Genomic DNA, 22,123 nt, shown 5'->3' on the forward strand with positions numbered 1-22,123 from the left:
ACGCCGCGCCGCCCCGCGCTTGTTCTTCCAGAACGGGTCGAACTCGTCTAGAACGGGTCGAACTCGTCGTACTCGCGCTGCGACTCGTCCCGCTCCGCGTCACGGTCCCGGCGACGCTGCTCAGCAGGCCGCGGGGCCTCCAGACGGTGGTCCTCACCACGGCGGCCGAGCATCTCCGCGCCGGCCATCATCGTCGGCTCCCAGTCGAAGACGACGGCGTTCTCCTCGGGGCCGATGGCCACGCCGTCGCCGCCTCGGGCACCGGCCTTCATCAACGCGTCCTCGACACCGAGACGGTTGAGGCGGTCCGCGAGGTAACCGACGGCCTCGTCGTTGCTGAAGTCCGTCTGGCGCACCCAGCGCTCCGGCTTCTCGCCGCGCACCCGGAAGATGCCGTCCTCCTCCTGGGTGACGGTGAAGCCCGTGTCGTCGACGGCCTTCGGGCGGATGACGATCCGGGTCGCCTCCTCCGCCGGCTTGGCCGCGCGCGCCTCGGCGATGATGCCGGCGAGCGCGAAGGAGAGTTCCTTGAGTCCCGTACGGGCGATCGCCGAGATCTCGAAGACCTGGTAGCCGCGCTCCTCGAGCTCCGGGCGGATCATGTCCGCGAGGTCCTGGCCGTCCGGAATGTCAATCTTGTTGAGGACGACGAGCCGCGGCCGGTCGTCGAGACCGCCGTACTGGCTGAGCTCGGCCTCGATCACATCGAGGTCGGAGACCGGGTCCCGGTCGGACTCGAGCGTCGCGGTGTCCAGGACGTGCACCAGCACCGAGCAGCGCTCCACATGGCGCAGGAACTCCAGACCGAGGCCCTTGCCCTGGCTGGCGCCCGGGATCAGGCCGGGGACGTCGGCGATGGTGTAGACGGTCGAGCCCGCGGTGACGACGCCCAGGTTCGGTACGAGCGTCGTGAACGGGTAGTCCGCGATCTTCGGCTTGGCGGCGCTGAGCACCGAGATCAGCGACGACTTACCGGCGCTCGGGTAGCCGACCAGCGCCACATCGGCGACGGTCTTGAGCTCCATGACGACGTCACGGGCCCCACCCGGCTCGCCGAGCAGCGCGAAACCGGGGGCCTTGCGGCGTGCGGAGGCCAGCGCGGCGTTGCCGAGGCCGCCGCGGCCGCCCTGGCCCGCGATGAAGGTGGTGCCCTGGCCGACCAGGTCGGCGAGGACATTGCCCTGCTTGTCGAGGACGACGGTACCGTCGGGCACGGGCAGGACCAGGTCCTGGCCGTCCTTGCCGGAGCGGTTGTCGCCGGCGCCGGGCTGGCCGTTGGTGGCCTTGCGGTGCGGGCTGTGGTGGTAGTCGAGCAGCGTGGTCACCGACTGGTCGACGACCAGGATGACGTCACCGCCACGGCCGCCGTTGCCGCCGTCGGGGCCGCCGAGCGGCTTGAACTTCTCCCGGTGAACGGAGGCGCAGCCGTGGCCTCCGTTACCCGCGGCGGCATGCAGCTCGACGCGGTCCACGAAGGTGGTCATGGGTGTGCCTCCAGTTACGTACGGAATGTCTATCTAGTAACAAGCGAAAGGCGGACCCGCTTCCCGATGCCGGGAAGCGAGGTCCGCCTCACGAAGAAAACCGCTCTACAGCGACCGAATTACTCGGCGACCGGAACGATGTTCACGACCTTGCGGCCGCGGTGGGTGCCGAACTGCACCGCACCGGCGTTCAGCGCGAACAGGGTGTCGTCGCCACCGCGACCGACGCCCGAACCCGGGTGGAAGTGGGTGCCGCGCTGGCGGACCAGGATCTCACCGGCGAGAACGACCTGACCGCCGAAGCGCTTCACGCCGAGCCGCTGAGCATTGGAATCGCGCCCGTTCCGAGTGGACGATGCGCCCTTCTTATGTGCCATGTCTCCTCAGTCCCTTACTTCGCAGCCGCGGGGATGCCGGTGACCTTGATCGCCGTGTACTGCTGGCGGTGACCCTGGCGACGGCGGTAGCCGGTCTTGTTCTTGTAGCGAAGGATGTCGATCTTCGCGCCCTTGTGGTGGTCCACGACCTCGGCCGTGACCTTGATGCCGGCCAGCACCCACGGGTCGCTGGTCACAGCGTCGCCGTCGACAACGAGCAGGGTCGAGAGCTCGACCGTGTCGCCAACCTTGGCGGTGGGAATCTTGTCAACCTCAACGATGTCGTCGACAGCAACCTTGTGCTGGCGACCACCGCTGCGCACGATGGCGTACACGCGGACTCTCTTTCGCTCGGAACGGATCCCCTGATGCCAGCCGCTCGCACAGGCCGAAGCCTGCGGCGATCCGGAAGGATGAGTGGCCTCTCCCGGCCGGCAGAACCAGCGGGAGGGAGTTGCTCAGGGGTGGCTGTGCATGGAAACACGCCGAGGGTCAAGGTTACGGGCGCCCGGGCAAGGGGTCAAACCGGGGTCGGCGCTCCCATTGCCCCGGCCATTACCCCTGCCGCAACCCCTTGGTAAGCGGCGGTTCCTGCCTGTTCAATGAGCGCTCGTGTCCTTTCGTTCACTGATCACCCTGCCTCGTATGCTCCGTCACGGCTCGTCCGTGGGCGCGGATCTGCCGCCGGACGAGGCCGTGAGCGTCGATTCCGTCGCCGAGCCCGCGCTGCGGGCCGCGCTGGCAGCGGCCGCCGCGGGCGACGCCGGTCCCGCCCGCGAGCTGCTCGCCGAGACCCGCCTCGACGCGCAGTGGGAGCGGCGCAGTGTCTGCGTCTCGGAACTGGCCGAGCACGCGCTGCGGAGCCCCGGCTGGCTGGAGGCGTGGCTGGCCGAGTCCCCCGAGGATCCCGACGCGATGCTCGTGAAGGCGGATCTCTGCATCCAGCAGGCCTGGGAGATACGTACCGGCTACCGCGCCAGGCATGTCTCCGAGGACCGGTTCCGGGCCTTCTTCACGCTCCTCGACGACGCCATTCCGGTGATCGCCGCCGCGGCCGAGCTGAACCCCACCGACCCGGTGCCGTGGGAGGTCGCTCTCACGCACGCACGCGGCATCCAGGCGCCGCGCGATGTGTTCGACGCGTACTGGGCGGAGGCCGTCGCCCGCGCCCCGCACCACTACGGCTGCCACGCCACCGCCCTGCAGTATCTGTGCGACAAGTGGTACGGCTCGCACGAGGAGATGTTCGCCTTCGCGGAGCAGGCCGCCGAAGGTGCGCTGCCCGGCTCGAAGCTGCACGCGCTGCCGCTGCTCGCCGCCGTGGAGTACGAGGTCGTGTCCGACGACTCCACCGAGAACGGCCCGATCGACCGCGCCCGGATCGGAGCGGCGATCGACCGCGCCCTGGAGCTCTCCGGCTGGTATGCGCCCGGCGACCCGGAGGCCGCCGGGTTCCGCAATCACCTCGCCCTCATGCTGATCTTCGCCGAGCGCTGGGCCGAGGCACTCGACGTCTTCCGGGCGATCGGCGTGCATGCGCGCGAGTACCCGTGGGCGTACGTCGGTGAGAGCCGCAAGGAGTTCCTGGAGTTCCGTCTGGGTGTACGGATGCAGGTCGCGTCGCAGACCCCGTTCTTCGGGCACCCGCCGCGGCCCGCCACGCCGGCGGCGGCACTCTCCGCAGGCCCCGCCGTCCCCACACCGCGCTCGCTCGCGATAGCCGCGGCCCCGCCCCACGAGGTCGCCGAGGCGGCGCTGATGTGCGGTGTCTCGCTCCGTATCGCCCCGGCCCCGTCCCCGACCCCGACCCGTATGAGTTACGTCGAACTCGTCCCCGACCCCTCCCCCGGCAGACGCGCGACCCTCGCGACCGGCGAGGAGATGCTGACGGCGGCCGCCGACAACTTCACCACCGGCGAGAAATGGCCCGCCCTGGTCCTGCGCCGCACCGCCGACCGCTACGGCTTCACTCTGTTCCACAAGGGCAAGGCACTCGCCTCCCATCTGTGGGACCCGGCCGCACCGGTCACCGACCACGCCGAGGCCACCGCCACCGCGCAGGCCATCGCCGCCGTTTTCCCGGTGCCCGACCCACGCCGGCTGGTCACGCTGCTGCGCGGCACGGACAGCCCGGCCCGGCGCCAGTCCGAGCTGGTGGCAGCGCTCGGGCTGCCGCCGGTCCCGGACGGCTTCGGCGAGCGCGGCGAGATCCTCGAGAGCCTGCCGGGAGCCCAACTCCTCGCCCGCCGCGGGGTGTTCAAGGGGATCAGGGACACCATGTCGACCGACCTGGGCTCCCCCGCCCTGCCGGTCCGCCACCCGGCCCGCTGGTGGGTCCTGCGCATTCTGGGCCTGCTGCTCTTCGTCCCGGCGGCGGTGTACGCCTGGTGGTCCCCGGACGTGGGCTGGTACCGCACCATCGCCCCGACGGTCGCCGCGCTCTACCTCGCGGCCCAGCTGCGGAAGGCCCGGGCCCACAGCCGGTGAGCCTCGCCGGGCCGTATGCTCGCCGGGCGAAGCCGCGCACCGGAAGGCAGAGAAGTGAACTACAGGGTCCAGCCCACCGCCCAGGTCGACGAGACCGCCGAGATCGGCAACGGGAGCAGCGTCTGGGAGCTCGCCCAGATCCGCGAGGGCGCAAAGCTCGGTGAGGGCTGTGTCGTCGGCCGCGGCGCCTACGTCGGCACCGGCGTGCAGATCGGCGACAACGTCAAGCTGCAGAACTACGCCCTCGTGTACGAGCCCGCGGAGCTCGGCGACGGCGTCTTCGTCGGCCCCGCCGTGGTGCTCACCAACGACCACAACCCGCGCTCCGTCGACCCGGACGGCAAGCAGAAGCGCGGCGGCGACTGGGAGGCCGTGGGCGTCAAGGTCGCCGAGGGCGCCTCGCTCGGCGCGCGCTCCGTGTGCGTGGCGCCGGTACGGATCGGACGCTGGTCCATGGTCGCCGCGGGCGCCGTCGTCACCAAGGACGTACCGGACTTCGCGCTGGTCGTCGGTGTGCCCGCCCGCCAGATCGGCTGGGTCGGCCGGTCCGGTGTCCGCCTGGTGGAGCGGGCCGGCGAGTCCGGTGTCTGGGAGTGCCCGCAGACCGGCGCGGTGTACGTCGAGAAGGACGGCGTCCTCGGCGAGCAGGCGGTCTGACAACGTTCCGGCCGCCGGTCCTGCCGGCGGCCGAACCGGACTCCGGGTTCCGCCTGAGCGAGGCCGGAACCGGACCCCCGGACCCCGGTCCCCCTAGGCGCGGGTCCAGGCCTCCAGGGCCAGCCCCGACTCGTCCTTCTGGCGGGTCACCCGCAGCGTCCCGTCCGTACCGAACGCTGCCATCACCACCCGCCCCCTGGCGTCGATCGCCAGCGCGGGCACGCCCACGCACGGCTCGCCCGTCAGGGTCCAGCTGACGCCGCTGGACTCGTCCTCCGTCGGATAGGCGGCGAGGGCCGGACGGCCGGTCTCGGCGTCACGGTGGGCGAGGATCGTGCAGTCGTGGCCGTCGACCGGGGTACGCAGCAGGGCGACCGGGCCGGTGCCCGCACCGTCACCGAGAGCGGCCGGAGTCTTGTCGGACTCGCGCCAGGCGCGGACCGTGCGGTCGCCGGCGTCGTGCCAGAAGTGGGTGAGCCGGTTGCCACCGGTGCGCTCGGCGGTGAGCGAGTCGGCAGCGGCCGAGGCCGGGACGTCCTCGGCGCGCTCGAACTTGACGCCCGCCTCCAGCTGCTTCCAGCGCATGATGTGGTCCGCCGTGGGAGCGAGGAGTTCCATCAGGCCGTCGGCCGTGATCGAGGCGGAGACCGTACCGGATGCTCCGCTGCCCTTGAAGTCGGCCCATTTGTTCCACTTGCCCGAAGGCACCTGGCTGCGTCCGCAGACACCGCCGCCCGCGTTGCGTACGAACACGTGCAGTGAACCTTCCGCGTCCACCACTGCCGACGGCAGGCCGATCTGCTCGGCGAGGTCGGGGTCGTTCGGGTACGGGCTGCCGAGCGGATACCAGTCACGTATCGCCAGACCCGACTGGTACTGCAGGGCGTACACCACATCGGTACCGGTCCGGCCGTCCGCGAGACGCTTGCGCCGCAGGCCCACCAGGTGGACATAGCCGTCGGCGCCCTGCGCGAGGCAGAGATACGGCAGTAGGCCGGGGGCGGGGAGCAGATCGGGTGCGGACCACTCCGGGCCGCCGGGACGGGTCTCGGTCCAGCGCAGCACACCTTCGGCGGTCGGGGCGTACGCGGTGAGCATGCCGTCCTTGCCACGCAGCAGCCAGCCGGTGGTGGGGGCGAGGGAGGTGTCCACGGGAGGTGTTCTGCCGGCCTTGCTACTCGGCGGCGCATCCGTACGACGCGCAGATTTCCGTCCGGACCAGACCGCCATGGCACACCGTCGACTTTCCCGTGACCGCCCCGCGAAACTTGCGCGTCGATAGTACGACAGCCGCAGTACGGCATCCGCCCCGCGCGGACAGGCCACAGGAGCGCCCGGCCGCCCCGCGGCTCGTTCACAGAATCGTTATCCGAGTACTCGTCGCACAGGTGGGACGTCCTGACGATGGGCTGGAAAGCACCGACTTCCCTGCGACGGCCGGGCCGCGAGCCTGCTCACCTCGGCGATTGCCTACCATTGGGTAGAGCACCCCCGGGCGCGTGTGCCGCACCGGGCTGTCCCGCCGCACCGGCTGTGGCGCGATCGCGCGGGGTGTCGGCCAGCAGTATGAGACCGTGACACGCCCCGCCAGTGACCTGACCCAGAAGAAGAGTGTTCAGTGAAAGTCATCAGCATCGTCGGTGCCCGTCCTCAATTGGTGAAGCTCGCACCCATCGCGGCCGCGTTCTCCGAGACGGAGCACGAGCACTTCATCGTGCACACCGGGCAGCACTACGACGCCGACCTCTCCGACGTCTTCTTCGACGGACTCGGCATCCCGGACCCGGATGTCCACCTCGGTGTCGGCTCCGGCAGCCACGGCGTCCAGACCGGTTCGGTGCTCACCGCGCTCGACCCGGTCCTCGAGCGCGAGCAGCCGGACTGGGTCCTCGTCTACGGCGACACCAACTCCACGATCGCCGGTGCGCTGTCGGCCGTGAAGATGCACCTCCCGGTCGCGCACCTCGAGGCCGGCCTGCGCTCCTTCAACCGGCGTATGCCGGAGGAGCACAACCGCGTGCTGACCGACCACTGCGCCGACGTCCTGCTGGCCCCGACCGAGGAGGCCATGCGCCACCTCGCCGACGAGGGCCTCAAGGACCGCGCCGTACTCGCCGGTGACGTCATGGTCGACATCTGCCTGCGCATCCGCGACGCGGTCCTCGCCGGCGAGCACGCGGCGCCCGCGCTGCCCGAGGGCATCGACCCCTCGAAGCCGTTCCTGCTGGCGACCCTGCACCGGCCCGACAACACCGACGACCCCGAGCGCCTCGCCGCGATCATCGGCTCGCTGGCCAAGCTGCCGGTGCCGGTGGCGCTGCTCGCGCACCCGCGCCTGGTCGCGCGCGCCGAGCAGCACGGCATCGACCTCGCGCAGGGCTCGGTGCACGTCGGCCGCCCGCTGCCGTACGCCGGTCTGGTCGCCGCGGTCCTGGCCTCGACCGGTGTCGTCACCGACTCCGGCGGTCTCCAGAAGGAAGCCTTCCTCCTGGAGCGGATCACCACCACGATCCGTCCCGAGACCGAGTGGGTGGAAACCGTGGACACCGGTTGGAACGTCTTGGTTCCCGACCCGCACGAGCTCTCCGCCGACGAGTGGGCCGCCACCGTCACCCGCGCGGTTCCGACGGCCGACCCGGGTACGCCGTACGGCGACGGACGAGCCGCGCAGAATGTTGTCCGGATCATGGAACAGTGGAAGGGGGGCAGCCGGCGCGCGTGACGGACACAGGGCTTCACAGGGGGCCCGAATCCGTACATGTCACCGTGCTAGCGTCACCGTTTATGTCAGCGTCTCCCAGGTCCGGGCTGCCCTCAGAAAGCACTCGGCCTCATGTCATCTATCTCGCCATCGGCTTCCCGCCGGCTGCGAAGAGCAGCGCATACCGCATGCGCGAGACGGCGAACCAGTTCTGCAAGGCGGGCTGGGATGTCACCGTCGTCAACATCGCCCAGGAGTCCTGGGAGCGGGACTCGGGCGTTGACCTCACGCTCCTCGAGCAGGTCGACCCCCGGGTGAAGATCGTCGAGCTGCCGCTTTCCCGCGAGGACCTGGAAACGGACATCCGCCTCTACGGGGAGGAGCGCGCGCTCAACCCCAACAAGTGGGTCACGCAGCTGCGCAAGCGGCAGCAGAAGCCGTTCCCCGAGCCGAACTTCGGCGAGTGGCGCGGCGCGCTCGAGAAGGCCGTGCTCGACATTCACCAGGAGCACCCGGCGGACCTGCTCGTGGCCAGCTGCGTTCCGTATGTGAACCTCGCTGCGGCCTGGAAGCTCTGGGAAGAGGCCCGCGTTCCGTACGCGGTGGACTTCCGCGACGGCTGGTCCATCGACGTGATCACCGGCATCGAGGCCTTCACCAAGGACTCGGAGCTGGGCCACTGGGAGCAGAAGGTCCTCGACAACGCGGTCTCGCTGTGGGTCGTGAACGACCCGATCGCCGACCACTACCGCGCCCGCTACCCGGAGATCGCCTCCCGCGTCGAGGTCGTACGCAACGGTTACGACGCCGACAGCTCGCCCGGCCGGGCGCACAACCCGGACCCCGAGTCCGGTCTTGTCTTCGGTTACCTGGGCACGGTCAACTTCACGCCCGCGCACCTGGAAACGGTGCTCAACGCCTGGCGTGCCGCCCGTGAGCGGGAGCCGCTGCTCGCCAACGCACGCTTCGAGGTACGCGGCCACATCGGCAACGGAGCGGGCCGCGAGGCCAACAAGCACTCCGAGATGCTCAAGCAGGCCGAGGCCGACGGCGTCTCCTTCGGCGGGCCCGCCGCCAAGGCCGAGGTCTCCTCCATCTACGCCCGCTGGGACGCGATGGTGCTCATCCTGATCGGCGGTCGCTATGTGACCTCCGGCAAGGTCTACGAGTACATGGCCACCGGCCTGCCGATCGTCTCGGCGCACGTCGTCGAGCACGACGCCTCGAACGTCCTGCAGGGTCACCCCCTGTGGACCGGCGCCGTGGGTCTCGACGAGGAGGGCCTGGCGGAGTCCTTCGTCAGGGCGGCGCACATGGCCGTCGAGACGAGCGACGAGGTGCACGCGGAAGCGATGGCGCACGCCGACCAGTTCACCCGCGAGGCGCTGATGTCCGTCGCCGTGAAGAACCTGGTCAACCGGCTCGCGGCGGACCACGGCGGGCCTGCCGCGCTTCCCGGAGCCACCATCTCCCAGTCCGCCGGAACCGCGGATGTGGACAACCGCTCCCCGAAGTCGATCGTCGCCGGAGGTCCCACCCCGTGACCGATGTGCTGCTTGTCGCCGCCTCCCAGCCGCAGCTCGGCGTGCTGGCCGGTGCGGTGCAGAAGTTCCGCGCTCTCGGCGCCAGCGTCTACCTGGCCTGTGCCTTCGACGCAAAGGGCTGCCAGGAGGAACTCGACCGGCTCGAGCTGGACGGGTACCACCAACTGCCGTACGGGATAGGGCATCTGAGCACCTCCACGCGGCGCAAGCTGAAGAAGGTGCCGCACAGTCGGCGGCTGTGGGTCCAGAGCCGTCGCAACGTCTGGCTGCGCCGGCACGGGCTGGGCGCGCAGCAGCTCGTCGCGCTCGACGCGAACGCCGTGTACACGGTCTGGCGGCTGGCCCAGTACAACACCGGCGCCGGTGCCTCCTTCGGTATCGCGCCGGCTCTGAGGGCTCTGGAGAATCCGCGTGTCCCGGGCCGTCCGTCCGCGGTTGCGACCAGGCGGAAGGCACTCGTGCCGCCGCCGGCGCTGCTCGCCAGCGATGTACGCCGCCAGGCCAAGGCGCTGCCCCAGACCATGCTGCGTACGGCCACCGCACGCCCCGTGATGCGCAGCTCCGTCGGCGCCCGGCTGTGGCGCACCGCCCTCGGCGCGCCCGGTGTGCCCGCCAAGGTGCGGGCCGCGCTGTCCCGCCAGGTGGCGGAGGGCATGCGCTGGGCCGGCCGGCCCGGTGGCGCGACGCTCGCGCTGACCACCGCCGCGGGGCGCATCTCGGACCGGAAGATCAGGACCGGGCTGCTGGACGAGGCGGTCAAGACCGAACTCAACAAGGGCATCGCACCGCGTGCTCTGGACCGTACGGTCAACGAGCTGCTGGCCTCCGCGGACGAGTACTACAAGGCCGGTGACCCGGCTGCGGCGGCGTCCACGCTGGACCGTGCGCTCGTTCTCGGCTTCCACCGGGTCGTTCACATCGACCAGTTGAGCTCTCCGCTGGCCGCCGACCCCGAGGCCTTCTCCGCGCCGGTGCACCGCTCGGCGGTCATGAAGAAGATCGTGGATCCGCGCGGCAGGAAGACTCCCGCCGCCACGCCACCGGCCGACCGGCCGCTGCGGCTGCTGGTCACCACGAGCGCCAACGACAACTTCCTGAAGCTGATCCTGTCCCACTACGAGGCCCACCAGGGCGTCGAGGTCCGCTACCTGGACCTGGCGGCCAGCCCGGCCATGAAGCGCCTCTCGTGGGCCGGCCGGCGGATGATAGAGAACCGTCTCGGGGGCGACGCCCTCTACGCGGAGCAGGTCGAGACGCTCATGCGGCCCCATCTGGACTGGGCCGACACGGTGTTCCTCGACTGGTGTGTGGCACCGGCCGTGATGCTCACGACGATCGACCCGGGCGACACCCGGATCGTCGTCCGGCTGCACAGCTACGAGGCCTTCACCCGCTGGCCGCACCTGGTCGACTTCTCGCGTGTGGACGACCTCGTGTACGTCGCGGACCATGTGCAGGACCTGACGACCTCGCTGGTTCCGCAGCTGCGCGGTCCGCAGGCGCCGCGTACGCACATGCTCGACAACGCCATGGACCTGAGCGCCTTCAACCGCGCGAAGTCGGCCGACGCCCGTTTCAACCTCGGGCTCATCGGTATCTCGCAGGTCGCGAAGGACCCGCTGTGGGCCATCGACGTACTGCAGCGGGTGCGCAAGGCGGACGAGCGCTACCGGCTGCTGCTGGTCGGCAGCGACATGGACCGCCAGACCAGCCGCGCCACCAAGGACTACCTCGCGGAGTTCGAGAAGCAGCTGGCGCCGCTGGAGGAGTCCGGTGCGGTGGTACGTCTCGGGCCGACCGACGATGTGCCGTCCGCGCTCACTGAGATCGGCACGATCCTCAGCTCCTCGGTGCGTGAGGGCTGCCACGTCGGGCTGATGGAGGGCGCGGCGAGCGCCGCCGTCCCCGTCGTCCGCGACTGGCCGTTCTACGCCGGGCGCGAGCACAGCGCCCGGACGCTCTACCCCGAGGGCTGGGTCGTCGGCTCTCCCGAGGAGGCCGCGAAGCGCATCCTCGAGACCACCGCGACCGAGGAGAGCTGGCGGAACGCGGGCAAGCTCGCCTCCGAGCATGCGCTCTCCGCGTGGGACTGGCCCGTGGTGAGCCGGCGCTTCGACAAGCTGCTGCTCGGCGAGTAGGACAGCGCGCGTACGAAGGAAGGGCCCCCGGGAATCCCGGGGGCCCTTCCTTCGTACAGGCAGTGAATCTGCGCGGCCGATCTGCGCGGTGGACCTGCGCGGCCGATCTGCGCGGTGGACCTGCTCAGCCGCGCGCCTCCGGGTGGCGCAGGCACCAGCCCGCCCAAGCCGATGTGACCATCGCGCGCACGTCGTGGCGCGCCTGCCAGCCCAGCTCCTCACGGATCCGGTCGGCCGCCGCCACGACCCGTGCGGGGTCGCCGGGACGGCGCTCGGTGACCACCGGCTTGAGGTCTTCCCGACCGGTGACGTCCTGGATGGTGGTGACCATCTCGGCGACCGAAACGCCTTCGCCGCGGCCGATGTTGAGGATCAGCGAGGCCGAGGCGTCCTCGGCGAGCCGCCGCGCCGCCGCGACATGGGCGGAGGCGATGTCCTCGACATGGATGTAGTCGCGGATGCAGGTGCCGTCGGGCGTCCGGTAGTCATCGCCGAAGATACGCGGCGACTCGCCGGCCGTGAGGCGCTCGAAGACCATCGGCACCAGATTGAAGATGCCGTCGTCACCGAGTTCGGGCGAGGCGGCGCCCGCGACGTTGAAGTAGCGCAGTGAGGCCGTCGCCATACCGTGTGCTTTGCCGACGGCTGTGACCAGCCACTCGCCGGCCAGCTTGGTCTCGCCGTACGGGCTCATCGGCAGGCACGGCGTCTGCTCGGTGACCAGGTCGACATCGGGCATGCCGTAGACCGATGCGGAGGAGGAGAACAGGAACCGGCGCACATCGGCGTCGGCGGCCGCGGCCAGAACGGTCCGCAGCCCCTCGACGTTCTCGTAGTAGTAGTGCAGCGGCAGCGCGACGGACTCGCCGACCTGCTTCTTGCCCGCGAGATGCACGATGCCGGTGACGGAGTGCTCGCGCAGGACGCGGTCGACCAGCTCACGGTCGAGTACCGAGCCCACCTCCAGCGGGACTCCGGCGGACAGCCGCTCGGTGCTGCCCGTGCTGAGGTCGTCGAGGACGACGACACGCTCGCCGCCGTCGGTCATCGCCTTCACCACGTGCGAGCCGATGTATCCGGCGCCGCCAGTAATCAACCAGGTCATGGGGAAACCCTCTGCAACTCGGCCCTGCCCCACCAACTACGCGGGGCAGGGCCTTCGTCTCGTAGATCAGCCATCAATTGAGCAACCCCCGCGAGAGCCTCCGCGGGAGCGGCGCCGGTCAGGCGCGGTGGCAGCGTCAGCCGCCGATGACGACGCGGCGGACGCCTTCCCAGCGCGCCGGGTCGGTGGTGCGCCGGCCGTCGACCAGGACGCGGACGTCCGGCAGGTCGGTGGCGGCCAGCTCGCGGTACTCGGCGTGGTCGGCCTGCAGGATCGCGGCGGTGACGACCTGGCCCTCGTGCGGAGTGAGGTCGTGCGCGGCCAGCTCCTCGGAGGTGTACATCGGGTCCGACACGAAGGGGACGGCCCCGCGCGCCTTGAGGGCCTCGACGGTCGGGAAGACGCCGGAGAAGGCCGTCTCCTTCACGCCGCCGCGGTAGGCGGCGCCGAGCACCAGCACGCCCACGCCGTCCAGGTCGCCGTAGGCGGCGGCCAGCAGGTCGACGGCGTACTCCGGCATGGCGGCGTTCGCCTCGCGCGCCGAGCGCACGACGGTGGCCTCCGGGTCGTTCCACAGGTACATCCGCGGGTAGATCGGGATGCAGTGGCCGCCGACCGCGATACCGGGCTGGTGGATGTGGCTGTACGGCTGCGAGTTGCAGGCCTCGATGACCTTCTTGACGTCGATGTCGTTCTTGTCGGCGAAGCGGGCGAACTGGTTCGCCAGGCCGATGTTGACGTCGCGGTAGGTGGTCTCGGCGAGCTTCGCCAGCTCCGAGGCCTCGGCGGTGCCCAGGTCCCAGACGCCGTTCGGCTGCGCCAGGTCCGCGCGCTCGTCGAAGTCGAGCACCTGCTCGTAGAACTCCACACCGCGCTGCGTCGAGGCCTCGTCGGTGCCGCCGACGAGCTTGGGGTAGCGGCGCAGGTCGGCGAAGACACGGCCGGTGAGGACGCGCTCCGGCGAGAAGACCAGGTGGAAGTCCTTGCCCGCGGTGAGGCCGGAGCCCTGCTCCAGCATCGGGGCCCAGCGGGTGCGGGTGGTGCCGACCGGCAGGGTGGTCTCGTACGAGACGAGGGTGCCGGGCTTGAGGCCGGCGGCGATCGCCTTGGTCGCGGAGTCCATCCAGCCGAAGTCCGGCACGCCCTCGGCGTCCACGAACAGCGGGACCACGACCACGACGGCGTCGGACTCGGCGACGGCAGCCGCGGTGTCGGTGGTCGCGGACAGCAGCCCGGCGCCGACGGTCTCCTTGAGCAGACGGTCGAGGTCGTGCTCGCCGGGGAAGGGCTCGGTGCCGGCGTTGACCAGCTCGACGACCTTCTCGTTGACGTCGGCGCCGATCACCCGGTGGCCCTTGGCGGCGAACTGCACGGCGAGCGGAAGCCCGATCTTGCCGAGCGCGACTACACAGATATTCATCGGGATACTTTCCTCTTCAACCGGACCAGCAGGGGTCGCACGCGCGACCACCATCTTTGCGCGGGCGGGAACAGCAGACCGGTCTGGATGACCATCCGGCCCTTGGGATTCACGCGCGCCGCCACTCGATACGGGGTGCCACTGCGCCAGCGCCGGGCGAGCGGCATCGGCAGATCCTTGCCGCGCACCGGGATCTCGTACGTCCAGCCTGCGACATCCACATAGAGGCGCACGCCGAGCGAGGCCTGGCGGGGCTGGATCGGAATCCGCGCACGGACGACCGTGCCGGCGCCGTCAGCAGTGACTTCCTGAGTGAACTCCCCCACGGGTGCGGGGAGTTCATGGCCGGCGGGCAGCCTGCGGGCGCCGGCCTTGTCCGCGCTCTTGGGCATCGCGCCCTGGACGAGCCGGACGACGGCCGAGTCGGTGTCACCGGTGAGCCCGGTCCGTACCGCCAGCGCCAGGGACAGATCGTCGCCGTTCTGCTCCCACTCGGCCGAGACCAGCTCGGTCCGGGCCGAAAGCCGGCCGGGCACCGATTCCCCGACCACCTCGAAGACCCGGTCGGGGAGATCCATCGCGGGGTCCCTGAAGCCCGGGTAGAGCGCGAAGGCCCTGTCGTCCTCCAGGCGGAACGGCGGCGCGCCGTTCTCCTCCTCCGCCACGATCGCCGCGACGAGCTCGTCCACCGCGCCGCGCCTGGCCAGGGCGAGCCTGACCCGTCGCATGACCGGCAGCGAGTCGCTCAGACCGTCCGTGAGGTACTCGTCGGCCAGATCGGCGATACCGGCGCACACCTCGCGCCTGGTCTGCGGGTCGAGCGCCGGGAAGTCGCCCTGGATGAGCTTGGAAAGCTCCCAGGTGAAGTGGCGCTTGAAGACGAAGTCCCGCTGCGGTCCCGCCTCGATCAGTCCGGCCGCGTGCTTGAGGATCTTCGCGGTGCAGCCGAGCCGGGCGAGATGATTCGCCCGGTAGGTGATGTTGCTCGCGTCCCCGCGCTTGACCGCGTAGTAGTACGTGTAGTCCGCGAGCACCGAGATCTTCCGGGCCCGGACACACGCCTCGATGGTGAACGGCTGGTCGCTGCCGACCGGCAGGTCCTCGGGGAAGCGCAGGTGGTACTTCTCCACCAGCTCACGGCGGAAGAGCTTGGTGTTGGCCAGCGTGAACGGCAGTGCCGAGTCGTACAGGCTGACGTCCGGGTCGCTCTTCTTGAACAGCGCCTGATGGACATAACGGCCGTTGGTGCCGACCATCTTGCCGACCACGACGTCGGATTCGTGCTTCTCAGCACAGGCCACCATCCGCTCCAACGCCTCTTTGCCGAGGTAGTCGTCGGAGCCGATGAAATACACGTAACGTCCGGTGGCCACGTCCAGCGCCGTGTTGCTGGGCGCGGCGGGGCCACCGGAGTTCGCCTGGTGTATCACCTTGACGGTGTCCGGGTACTTCTTGGCGAAGCGGTCGAGCTCCGCTCCGCTGTCGTCCGTGGAACCGTCGTCGACGGCCACGATCTCGAGCCTGTCCAGGCCAATGCTCTGCCCGACAAGAGAGTTAAGGCATTCCGTCAGATACGGCATCGTGTTGTACACGGCGACGACGACGGTGACATCAGGACTGGTCAAGGCTCCTCGCCCTACTGGGCCGCGGCGTGCGCGGAGAGATCGACGGTGATGCCGAGGGAAGCGGATTCCAGCACCGCGGCCGCCACTTCGACCGTACGAAGGCCTTGGCGGAGCGTGCAGATGTCCTGGGACTTGCCGAGGACCGCGTCGCGGAAGAGCTCGTGCTCGACCAGCAGCGGCTCACGCTTCGGGATGGCGTAGCGGATCATGTCGCCCTCGGCGACACCGCGGAAGGCCTGCAGGGCCTCCCACTCGGTGGCCTGGGCGGCGTTGGAGTAGAAGGTCAGGTCGGCGGTGAGGGTGTCCGCGATGAAGCAGCCCTTCTCACCGGTGACCGAGGTGAACCGCTCCTTGAGCGGGCTCAGCCAGTTGACCAGGTGGTTGACCATGGTGCCGTCGGAGAGCTGACCGACCGCGGAGACCATGTCCTCGTGCGGACGGCCCGACTTGGAGACCGTACGGGCGGAGATCGAGGTGTACGTCTGGCCCGTCACCCACCCGGTGAGGTCGATGTCGTGGGTGGCGAGGTCCTTGACCACGCCGACATCGGCGATGCGGTGCGGGAAGGGGCCCTGGCGGCGGGTGACGACCTGGTAGACGTCGCCGAGCTCGCCGGCCTCCAGGCGCTGGCGCAGCGAGCGCAGCGCGGGGTTGCAGCGCTCGATGTGGCCGACGCCGGCGACCAGGCCGCGCGACTCGAAGGCCTCGACGAGGCGGCGGGCGCCTTCCACGGTGTCCGCGACCGGCTTCTCGACCAGCGCACTGACACCGGCCTCGGCGAGCTTGAGACCGACTTCCTCGTGCAGGGCGGTCGGGCAGGCCACGACGGCGTAGTCGATGCCGAGCGCGATGAGCTCCTCGACGGTCGACAGCACAGGGGCGCCCTGCCCCCAGCCGTTCTTGTCACCCATCGGGTCGACGACGGCGACAAGCTCGACGCCCTCGAGACCGGCGAGTACGCGGGCGTGGTGGCGGCCCATCGAGCCGAGGCCGATCAGGCCGGCTCGCAGTCCCCGGGTGGTCACAGATTCTCTCCAAGATCGTTCACGGCGGCGGCGATGCGCTCGAGGTCCTCCGCGGTCAGCGAAGGATGCACCGGCAGCGAGACGACCTCGGAGGCCGCGCGCTCGGTCTCGGGCAGGTGCCAGTTACGGCCGGCTTTCTGGTCCGGCTCCCAGTACGGCTTCAGCCGGTGGATCGGGGTCGGGTAGTACACGGCGTTGCCGACGCCCGCCTCGGTGAGCTTCGCCATCGCGGCGTCGCGGTCCCCTGTGATCCGGATCGTGTACTGGTGGTAGATGTGGCGCGCGCCCTCGGCGACCGTCGGGGTCTGCACGTTCGGCGCCGTGATGTGCTCGGTGAGGTACGCGGCGTTGGCGATGCGCTGCTCGGTCCAGCCGCCCAGCTTCGACAGCTGTACGCGGCCGACGGCGGCGGCGACGTCGGTCATCCGCATGTTGGCGCCGACGATCTCGTTGGCGTACCGCTGCTCCATGCCCTGGTTGCGCAGCAGGCGCAGGGTGCGGGCGACCTCGGCGTCACCGGTGGAGATCATGCCGCCCTCGAGGGAGTGCATGTTCTTGGTCGGGTAGAAGCTGAACGTGCCGCCGGAGCCGAAAGCGCCGACCGGGGTGCCGTTCAGCGCCGCGGCGTGCGCCTGGCAGGCGTCCTCGACCACGGCCAGCTTGTGCTTGGCGGCGATGGGCATGATCTTGTCCATCGCGGCCGGGTGGCCGTAGAGGTGCACCGGCATGATCGCGGCGGTGCGCGGAGTGATGGCGGCCTCGACCGCCGCCGGGTCCAGGCCGTAGCTGCCGGGCTCGATGTCGGCGAAGACAACGTCGGCACCGACCAGGCGGACCGCGTTCGCCGAGGCGGCGAACGAGAACGAAGGAACGATTACTTCGTCACCCGGGCCGATACCAAGTGCCAGCAGAAGGAGGTGCAGTGCGGAGGTACCCGAGTTGACGGCCACGCAATGGCGCCCCTCGACCAGCTCCGAGAAGCCCTCCTCGAATGCCGCCACTTCCGGGCCCTGTACGACCCTGCCGGAACGCAGTACGCGTACCGCCGCCTCGATCTCTTCCTCACCGATCACCGGGCGGGCAGCGGGAATGGGCTGCTGGTTGCTGCTCGTCATGGACGTCCTCCTTGAACACCGCTGAACTCTTTATGGCAGAGGATCAGGGGCCGTGCGGACGTCTCACGAGGCCGCGCAAACCCCTCCGGCGCGAAGCCGACGCCCTACCGAGGATTCTGGGACCGGTCTTGTCCCGAACCGGGCCGGTCACCCACCGTAGTGTCCGGAACGGGACCACACCCGGCAGCGACCGCCGTCACATTATCAGGGATTACCTAGCGAATTTCAGGGCTGTTAACGCAGCACCGCATCGATTCGGCGACAAAAACCACGTCCCACCCCGCGGGCTGCGGGGTGGGACATGATCCGTTCACTGAAGCCTCATCAACTGTTCAGCTGTTCAGCTGTCGGTCGATGCCGACACCGACGACAGCGTCTGCTGCTCGGCGGCCGCGGTCTTCTTCGCCGTGGCCTTCTTGGCGGTCGTCTTCTTCGCCGCAGTCTTCTTGGCCGCCGTCTTCTTGGTGGCAGCCTTCTTCGCGGTGGCCTTCTTGGCGGCCTTGCGGGCCGTCTTCTTGGCCGGAGCCTCGTTCTCGGTCTCCGCGGTCTCCGCTGTCCCGGCCTCCGGCTCCGCCTGCGACTCGTGCGTGGCGGGGACCACGACGACCGCGGCCTCCTCCGCGCCCGAGGGCGAACCGGCGGGAGCGGTGACCTTGCGGGTCACCCGGCGCCGCGCACGCGGCGGAACCGCGACGGGAGCCTCCTCGGCTGCGGGAGCCTCGACGGGCGCCTCGGCCTTGGCCTCGGGCGCGGCTGCGGTCTCCTTGACCGTGGTCTCCACGACCGTCGGCTCCGACGTCGCCGGGGAGCCGGCCGGAGCCGTCGCCTTACGGGTCGCCCGGCGGCGGGTACGGCCCGTCGGGGCCGCCTCCTCCGCGGGCGCCGCCGGCTCGGCGACCGGGGCCACGGACGTGACCTCCGGGGCCTTCGGCTCCTCGGCCACGGGCTGGGCGACCGTTACCTCCGCCGCCTTGACCTCCGCGGCCTTCGGCGCACCGGCCGGAGCCGTCGCCTTACGGGTCGCCCGGCGGCGGCCACGCCCGCGCGTCGCGGCGGCCTCCGCCTCCGCGGCGCTGCTGTACAGCTCCTCGTCCGGCACGAACTCGGGCTCCGCCAGCGCCACCGGGGCAGCCACCTCGGCGGCGATCTCCGCCTCGGTCTCGGCCTCGGCCTCGACGACGGCCTCGTGCTCGAGCTCGTGCACGTGCTCCGCGCCGCCGCGGCCGCGCTTCTTGGAGCGCTTGCCGCCGCCACCGCCACCGGCGGTGGTCGGCTGCTCCATGTGCACGATCACACCGCGGCCGTTGCAGTGGACGCAGGTCTCGGAGAAGGACTCCAGCAGACCCTGGCCCACCCGCTTACGGGTCATCTGGACCAGGCCCAGCGAGGTGACCTCGGCCACCTGGTGCTTCGTACGGTCGCGGCCCAGGCACTCGAGCAGCCGCCGCATGACCAGGTCCCGGTTGGACTCCAGCACCATGTCGATGAAGTCGACGACGACGATGCCGCCCAGGTCGCGCAGCCGCAGCTGGCGCACGATCTCCTCGGCCGCCTCCAGGTTGTTCCTGGTGACGGTCTCCTCGAGGTTGCCGCCCTGGCCGGTGAACTTCCCGGTGTTGACGTCGACCACGATCATGGCCTCGGTCTTGTCGATCACCAGCGAGCCACCGCTCGGCAGCCAGACCTTGCGGTCCAGCGCCTTCATCAGCTGCTCGTCGATGCGGTTCGACGCGAAGACGTCGACCTCGCTGGTCCACCGCCGCAGGCGGTCGACCAGGTCCGGCGCGACGTGCGAGACATACCCGTGAATGGTGTCCCACGCCTCGTCACCGCTGACGATGACCTTCGAGAAGTCCTCGTTGAAGATGTCGCGGACGACGCGGACGGTCATGTCCGGCTCGCCGTAGAGCAGCGTCGGGGCATTGCCGCTCTTGGACTTCTTCTGGATGTCCTCCCACTGCCCCTGCAACCGCTCGACGTCGCGGCGCAGTTCGTCCTCGCTCGCGCCCTCGGCGGCGGTACGCACGATGACGCCCGCGTCCTCGGGGACGATCTTCTTGAGGATGGTCTTCAGACGCGCACGCTCGGTGTCGGGCAGCTTGCGGCTGATACCGGTCATCGAGCCCTCGGGCACATAGACCAGGTAGCGGCCGGGCAGCGAGACCTGGCTGGTCAGGCGGGCGCCCTTGTGGCCGATCGGGTCCTTGGTCACCTGGACGAGGACCGACTGGCCGGACTTCAGCGCGACCTCGATACGGCGCGGGCCGTTGGCCATGCCCAGCGCCTCGAAGTTGACCTCGCCGGCGTACAGGACGGCGTTGCGCCCCTTGCCGATGTCGACGAACGCGGCCTCCATGGACGGCAGTACGTTCTGCACCTTGCCCAGGTAGACATTGCCGACGTACGAGGTCGCCTCCTCCTTGTTGACGTAGTGCTCGACGAGCACGTTGTCCTCGAGGACACCGATCTGGGTGCGCTCGCCGCTCTGCCGGACGACCATCACACGCTCGACGGCCTCACGGCGGGCCAGGAACTCGGCCTCCGTGATGATCGGCACCCGGCGGCGGCCCTGCTCGCGGCCCTCGCGGCGGCGCTGCTTCTTCGCCTCCAGACGGGTCGAGCCCTTGATGGACTGCACCTCGTCGGACGGCTCGTCGCTCTTGGCACGCGGGGCGCGCGGCTCGCGGACCTTGACGACCGTACGCTCGGGGTCGCCCGAACCCGTCTCGTCCTCGGGCCCGGAGTCACCGCTGCGGCGACGCCGGCGACGCCGGCGACGGCTGCTGCTGGTGCCGGCGGCCGAGGGGGTCTCGGTGTCGCCCTGCTCCTCGTCGTCCGCGGCTTCCTCGTCGTCCTGGATGTCCTCGGCGGCGGCCTCGTCGGCCTCCTCCGAGGTCTCGTCTGCGTCGGCGGGCTCGCCACGGCGACGGCGACGGCCACCACGGCGGCGACGACGCGACGGGCGGTCCTCGAACTCGTCCGACTCATCGGCCTCACCGGCCTCGGCGGCCTGCTCGGACTCGGTCTCCGCCTCGGGCTCGGCCTCCTGCGCCACGGGCGCCGGGGCCTCGACGGGCTCGGCGGGCTCGCCACGGCGGCGGCGACGGCGACGTCCGGCGGGCTCGGCGGGCTCGGCGGCGACGGGCTCAGCGACCGGCTCGACGTACTCCTCGTCCTCCTCCGGCTCCGCCCCCACGGCAGCGGCGGCGGCCGCGGCGGCCGTCTCCGGGGTCTGGAACATCGGCTCGGTGAACACCGGGGCCTGGAAGACGGCGACGGCGGGCCGGGTGGCGCGGCGGCCACGCGCGGGCGCCTCGGCCTTCTCGGCCTCCTCGGCCTTCTCGGCCTTCGGCTGGGCGGTGAACTCGGGCGAGACGGCACGGCGGCGCGTACGGCCCCGTGTCGCCGCCTTCGCGGCGGCCGCGACCTCGGCCTCGTCCGCGGCAATCTGTGCCACCACGTCCTGCGGCAGGCTCTCGCCCGCGTCGGCGACGCCGTTCTCGTCGGCCTGCGGGGCGCCGGCGGGCGCGGTGGCCTTACGGGTGGCGCGGCGGCGGCTACGGCCCGTGGGGGCCGCCTCCTCCGCGGGCTCGGCGGTCTCCGCGGCCTCGGCAGTCTCCATAGCCTCGGCGGCCTGCGGCGCACCGGCGGGCGCGGAGGCCCGGCGGCGGGCACGGCCACGCGGCTCGGGGGCCTCGGCCGGGGTCTCGGCCTCGTCCTCGGCGGCGGGCACGGCTTCGGCGACCGGCTCGGGCGCGGTGGCCTTACGGGTCGCACGGCGGCGGCTACGCGGGGCAGCGGCCTCGGCCTCGGCCTCGGACACCTCGGTGGCGGGAGCCTCGGCCTCAGCGGCCTCCACCGGCTGCGGCGCACCGGCGGGCGCGGTCGCCTTACGAGTCGCACGACGGCGGCTACGCGGCGCGGCGGCCTCGGCCTCGGACACCTCGGCGGCGGGAGCCTCGGCCTCAGCGGCCTCGACCGACTGCGGCGCACCGGCAGGCGCGGTCGCCTTACGAGTCGCACGACGGCGCGTACGCGGCGCGGCGGCCTCCGGCTCGGCGCTCTCGGTGCTCTCCACGGCCGCTGCGGCCGGAGCGACGCTCTCAGTGACGTCAGCAACGTCAGCGACGTCCGTGGCTTCCACGGCGTCCTTGGTACCCGCGGCCGCGGTCGGCGGTCCTGCGGGACGCGACGCGGCGCGGCGCCTGCGGCGCGGCGGCAACGTGTCGCTCGGGGAATTGTTCTCTGTGTCTCCGGCAGTGCCGGATTCGTTCGGCTCGAGCATGCGGGCGGTTCTCCCGTCACGCTCCCGGGCGCCACGCCTGATTCCGGTCCGGCCACGGCCCGCGTGATGTGCGCGGAGCCGCCGTCCGGGGCGCGGGCGCCGCACGGGAGCTGATGTATGGCTCGCCGGTTCCCTACGCGATGTACGTACGGCCTGGCGA

The 22,123-nt window shown here is 70.8% G+C and carries 15 protein-coding genes; 5 read left to right on the forward strand and 10 right to left on the reverse strand.

The features are described from left to right. Positions 1-47: 47 nt before the first annotated feature. The 3 genes from obgE to rplU all read right to left on the reverse strand — a co-directional run bounded on the left by obgE (position 48) and on the right by rplU (position 2,196). The gene (gene obgE / locus AB0D12_RS13945; protein ID WP_362681004.1) at positions 48-1,484 is read right to left on the reverse strand and encodes a GTPase ObgE; all 1,437 of its coding nucleotides are present in this window, start codon (positions 1,482-1,484) and stop codon (positions 48-50) included. Positions 1,485-1,603: 119 nt separating this feature from the next. Further along, positions 1,604-1,861 carry a 50S ribosomal protein L27 gene (gene rpmA, locus AB0D12_RS13950; RefSeq protein ID WP_327323578.1) on the reverse strand — a complete coding sequence of 86 codons (258 nt, stop codon included), beginning with the start codon at positions 1,859-1,861 and terminating at the stop codon, positions 1,604-1,606. A gap of 14 nt (positions 1,862-1,875) precedes the next feature. Next, positions 1,876-2,196: a 50S ribosomal protein L21 gene (gene rplU, locus AB0D12_RS13955; protein WP_108148675.1), complete on the reverse strand. Its 321-nt coding sequence runs from the start codon at positions 2,194-2,196 to the stop codon at positions 1,876-1,878. Positions 2,197-2,506: 310 nt separating this feature from the next. On the opposite strand from rplU, the gene AB0D12_RS13960 reads away from it, so the two are divergent. Together AB0D12_RS13960 and AB0D12_RS13965 are read left to right on the forward strand one after the other, a co-directional pair. Then, positions 2,507-4,348 (forward strand): hypothetical protein, encoded by a 1,842-nt coding sequence (locus AB0D12_RS13960; protein ID WP_362681007.1) that lies wholly within the window; start codon positions 2,507-2,509, stop codon positions 4,346-4,348. Between the two features lie 54 nt (positions 4,349-4,402). Then, positions 4,403-5,005, forward strand: coding sequence for an acyltransferase (locus tag AB0D12_RS13965; protein ID WP_362681010.1), 603 nt, complete (start codon positions 4,403-4,405; stop codon positions 5,003-5,005). A gap of 93 nt (positions 5,006-5,098) precedes the next feature. On the opposite strand, the gene AB0D12_RS13970 is transcribed toward AB0D12_RS13965, so the two are convergent. Beyond that, a complete protein-coding gene (locus AB0D12_RS13970) occupies positions 5,099-6,157 on the reverse strand; it encodes a hypothetical protein (protein WP_362681012.1) in 1,059 nt (352 codons plus the stop codon). A gap of 466 nt (positions 6,158-6,623) precedes the next feature. On the opposite strand from AB0D12_RS13970, the gene wecB reads away from it, so the two are divergent. The 3 genes from wecB (at position 6,624) to AB0D12_RS13985 (ending at position 11,388) form a co-directional block, all read left to right on the forward strand. Beyond that, entirely contained in the window at positions 6,624-7,727 is a 1,104-nt protein-coding gene (gene wecB / locus AB0D12_RS13975) for a UDP-N-acetylglucosamine 2-epimerase (non-hydrolyzing) (RefSeq protein ID WP_362681015.1), read from the forward strand. A gap of 167 nt (positions 7,728-7,894) precedes the next feature. Then, positions 7,895-9,250, forward strand: a complete 1,356-nt coding sequence (locus tag AB0D12_RS13980) for a glycosyltransferase (RefSeq protein WP_362681018.1) — start codon at positions 7,895-7,897, stop codon at positions 9,248-9,250. Next, a complete protein-coding gene (locus AB0D12_RS13985) occupies positions 9,247-11,388 on the forward strand; it encodes a glycosyltransferase family 1 protein (RefSeq protein ID WP_362681021.1) in 2,142 nt (713 codons plus the stop codon). Before AB0D12_RS13980 ends, AB0D12_RS13985 begins: the two co-directional genes overlap by 4 nt. Before the next feature lie 124 nt (positions 11,389-11,512). Here the strand turns inward: AB0D12_RS13985 and galE are convergent, their stop codons facing one another. From galE to AB0D12_RS14015, 6 genes are all read right to left on the reverse strand, one after another. After that, the gene (gene galE / locus AB0D12_RS13990) at positions 11,513-12,493 is read right to left on the reverse strand and encodes a UDP-glucose 4-epimerase GalE (RefSeq protein WP_362681024.1); all 981 of its coding nucleotides are present in this window, start codon (positions 12,491-12,493) and stop codon (positions 11,513-11,515) included. Positions 12,494-12,629: 136 nt separating this feature from the next. Beyond that, positions 12,630-13,913 (reverse strand): nucleotide sugar dehydrogenase, encoded by a 1,284-nt coding sequence (locus AB0D12_RS13995; protein WP_362681027.1) that lies wholly within the window; start codon positions 13,911-13,913, stop codon positions 12,630-12,632. After that, positions 13,910-15,538 carry a glycosyltransferase gene (locus AB0D12_RS14000; RefSeq protein ID WP_362681030.1) on the reverse strand — a complete coding sequence of 543 codons (1,629 nt, stop codon included), beginning with the start codon at positions 15,536-15,538 and terminating at the stop codon, positions 13,910-13,912. The genes AB0D12_RS13995 and AB0D12_RS14000 overlap by 4 nt, the downstream gene beginning before the upstream one ends. Before the next feature lie 11 nt (positions 15,539-15,549). After that, entirely contained in the window at positions 15,550-16,563 is a 1,014-nt protein-coding gene (locus tag AB0D12_RS14005) for a Gfo/Idh/MocA family oxidoreductase (RefSeq protein WP_362681033.1), read from the reverse strand. Further along, on the reverse strand, positions 16,560-17,678 hold the full coding sequence (locus AB0D12_RS14010) for a DegT/DnrJ/EryC1/StrS family aminotransferase (RefSeq protein WP_362681036.1): 1,119 nt from the start codon (positions 17,676-17,678) through the stop codon (positions 16,560-16,562). The genes AB0D12_RS14005 and AB0D12_RS14010 overlap by 4 nt, the downstream gene beginning before the upstream one ends. A 340-nt stretch (positions 17,679-18,018) precedes the next feature. Then, positions 18,019-21,963 carry an Rne/Rng family ribonuclease gene (locus AB0D12_RS14015; protein WP_362681039.1) on the reverse strand — a complete coding sequence of 1,315 codons (3,945 nt, stop codon included), beginning with the start codon at positions 21,961-21,963 and terminating at the stop codon, positions 18,019-18,021. Positions 21,964-22,123: the final 160 nt, after the last annotated feature.

The organism is Streptomyces sp. NPDC048479 (assembly GCF_040651435.1).
GTDB lineage: Bacteria > Actinomycetota > Actinomycetes > Streptomycetales > Streptomycetaceae > Streptomyces.

Coding starts and splice junctions, on each gene's coding strand:
- AB0D12_RS14015 (WP_362681039.1), bottom strand. CDS start 21,963: ATGCTCGAGCCGAACGAATCCGGCACTGCCGGAGACACAGAGAACAAT.
- obgE (WP_362681004.1), bottom strand. CDS start 1,484: ATGACCACCTTCGTGGACCGCGTCGAGCTGCATGCCGCCGCGGGTAAC.
- AB0D12_RS13960 (WP_362681007.1), top strand. CDS start 2,507: ATGCTCCGTCACGGCTCGTCCGTGGGCGCGGATCTGCCGCCGGACGAG.
- rpmA (WP_327323578.1), bottom strand. CDS start 1,861: ATGGCACATAAGAAGGGCGCATCGTCCACTCGGAACGGGCGCGATTCC.
- AB0D12_RS14010 (WP_362681036.1), bottom strand. CDS start 17,678: ATGACGAGCAGCAACCAGCAGCCCATTCCCGCTGCCCGCCCGGTGATC.
- AB0D12_RS13980 (WP_362681018.1), top strand. CDS start 7,895: ATGCGCGAGACGGCGAACCAGTTCTGCAAGGCGGGCTGGGATGTCACC.
- galE (WP_362681024.1), bottom strand. CDS start 12,493: ATGACCTGGTTGATTACTGGCGGCGCCGGATACATCGGCTCGCACGTG.
- AB0D12_RS13995 (WP_362681027.1), bottom strand. CDS start 13,913: ATGAATATCTGTGTAGTCGCGCTCGGCAAGATCGGGCTTCCGCTCGCC.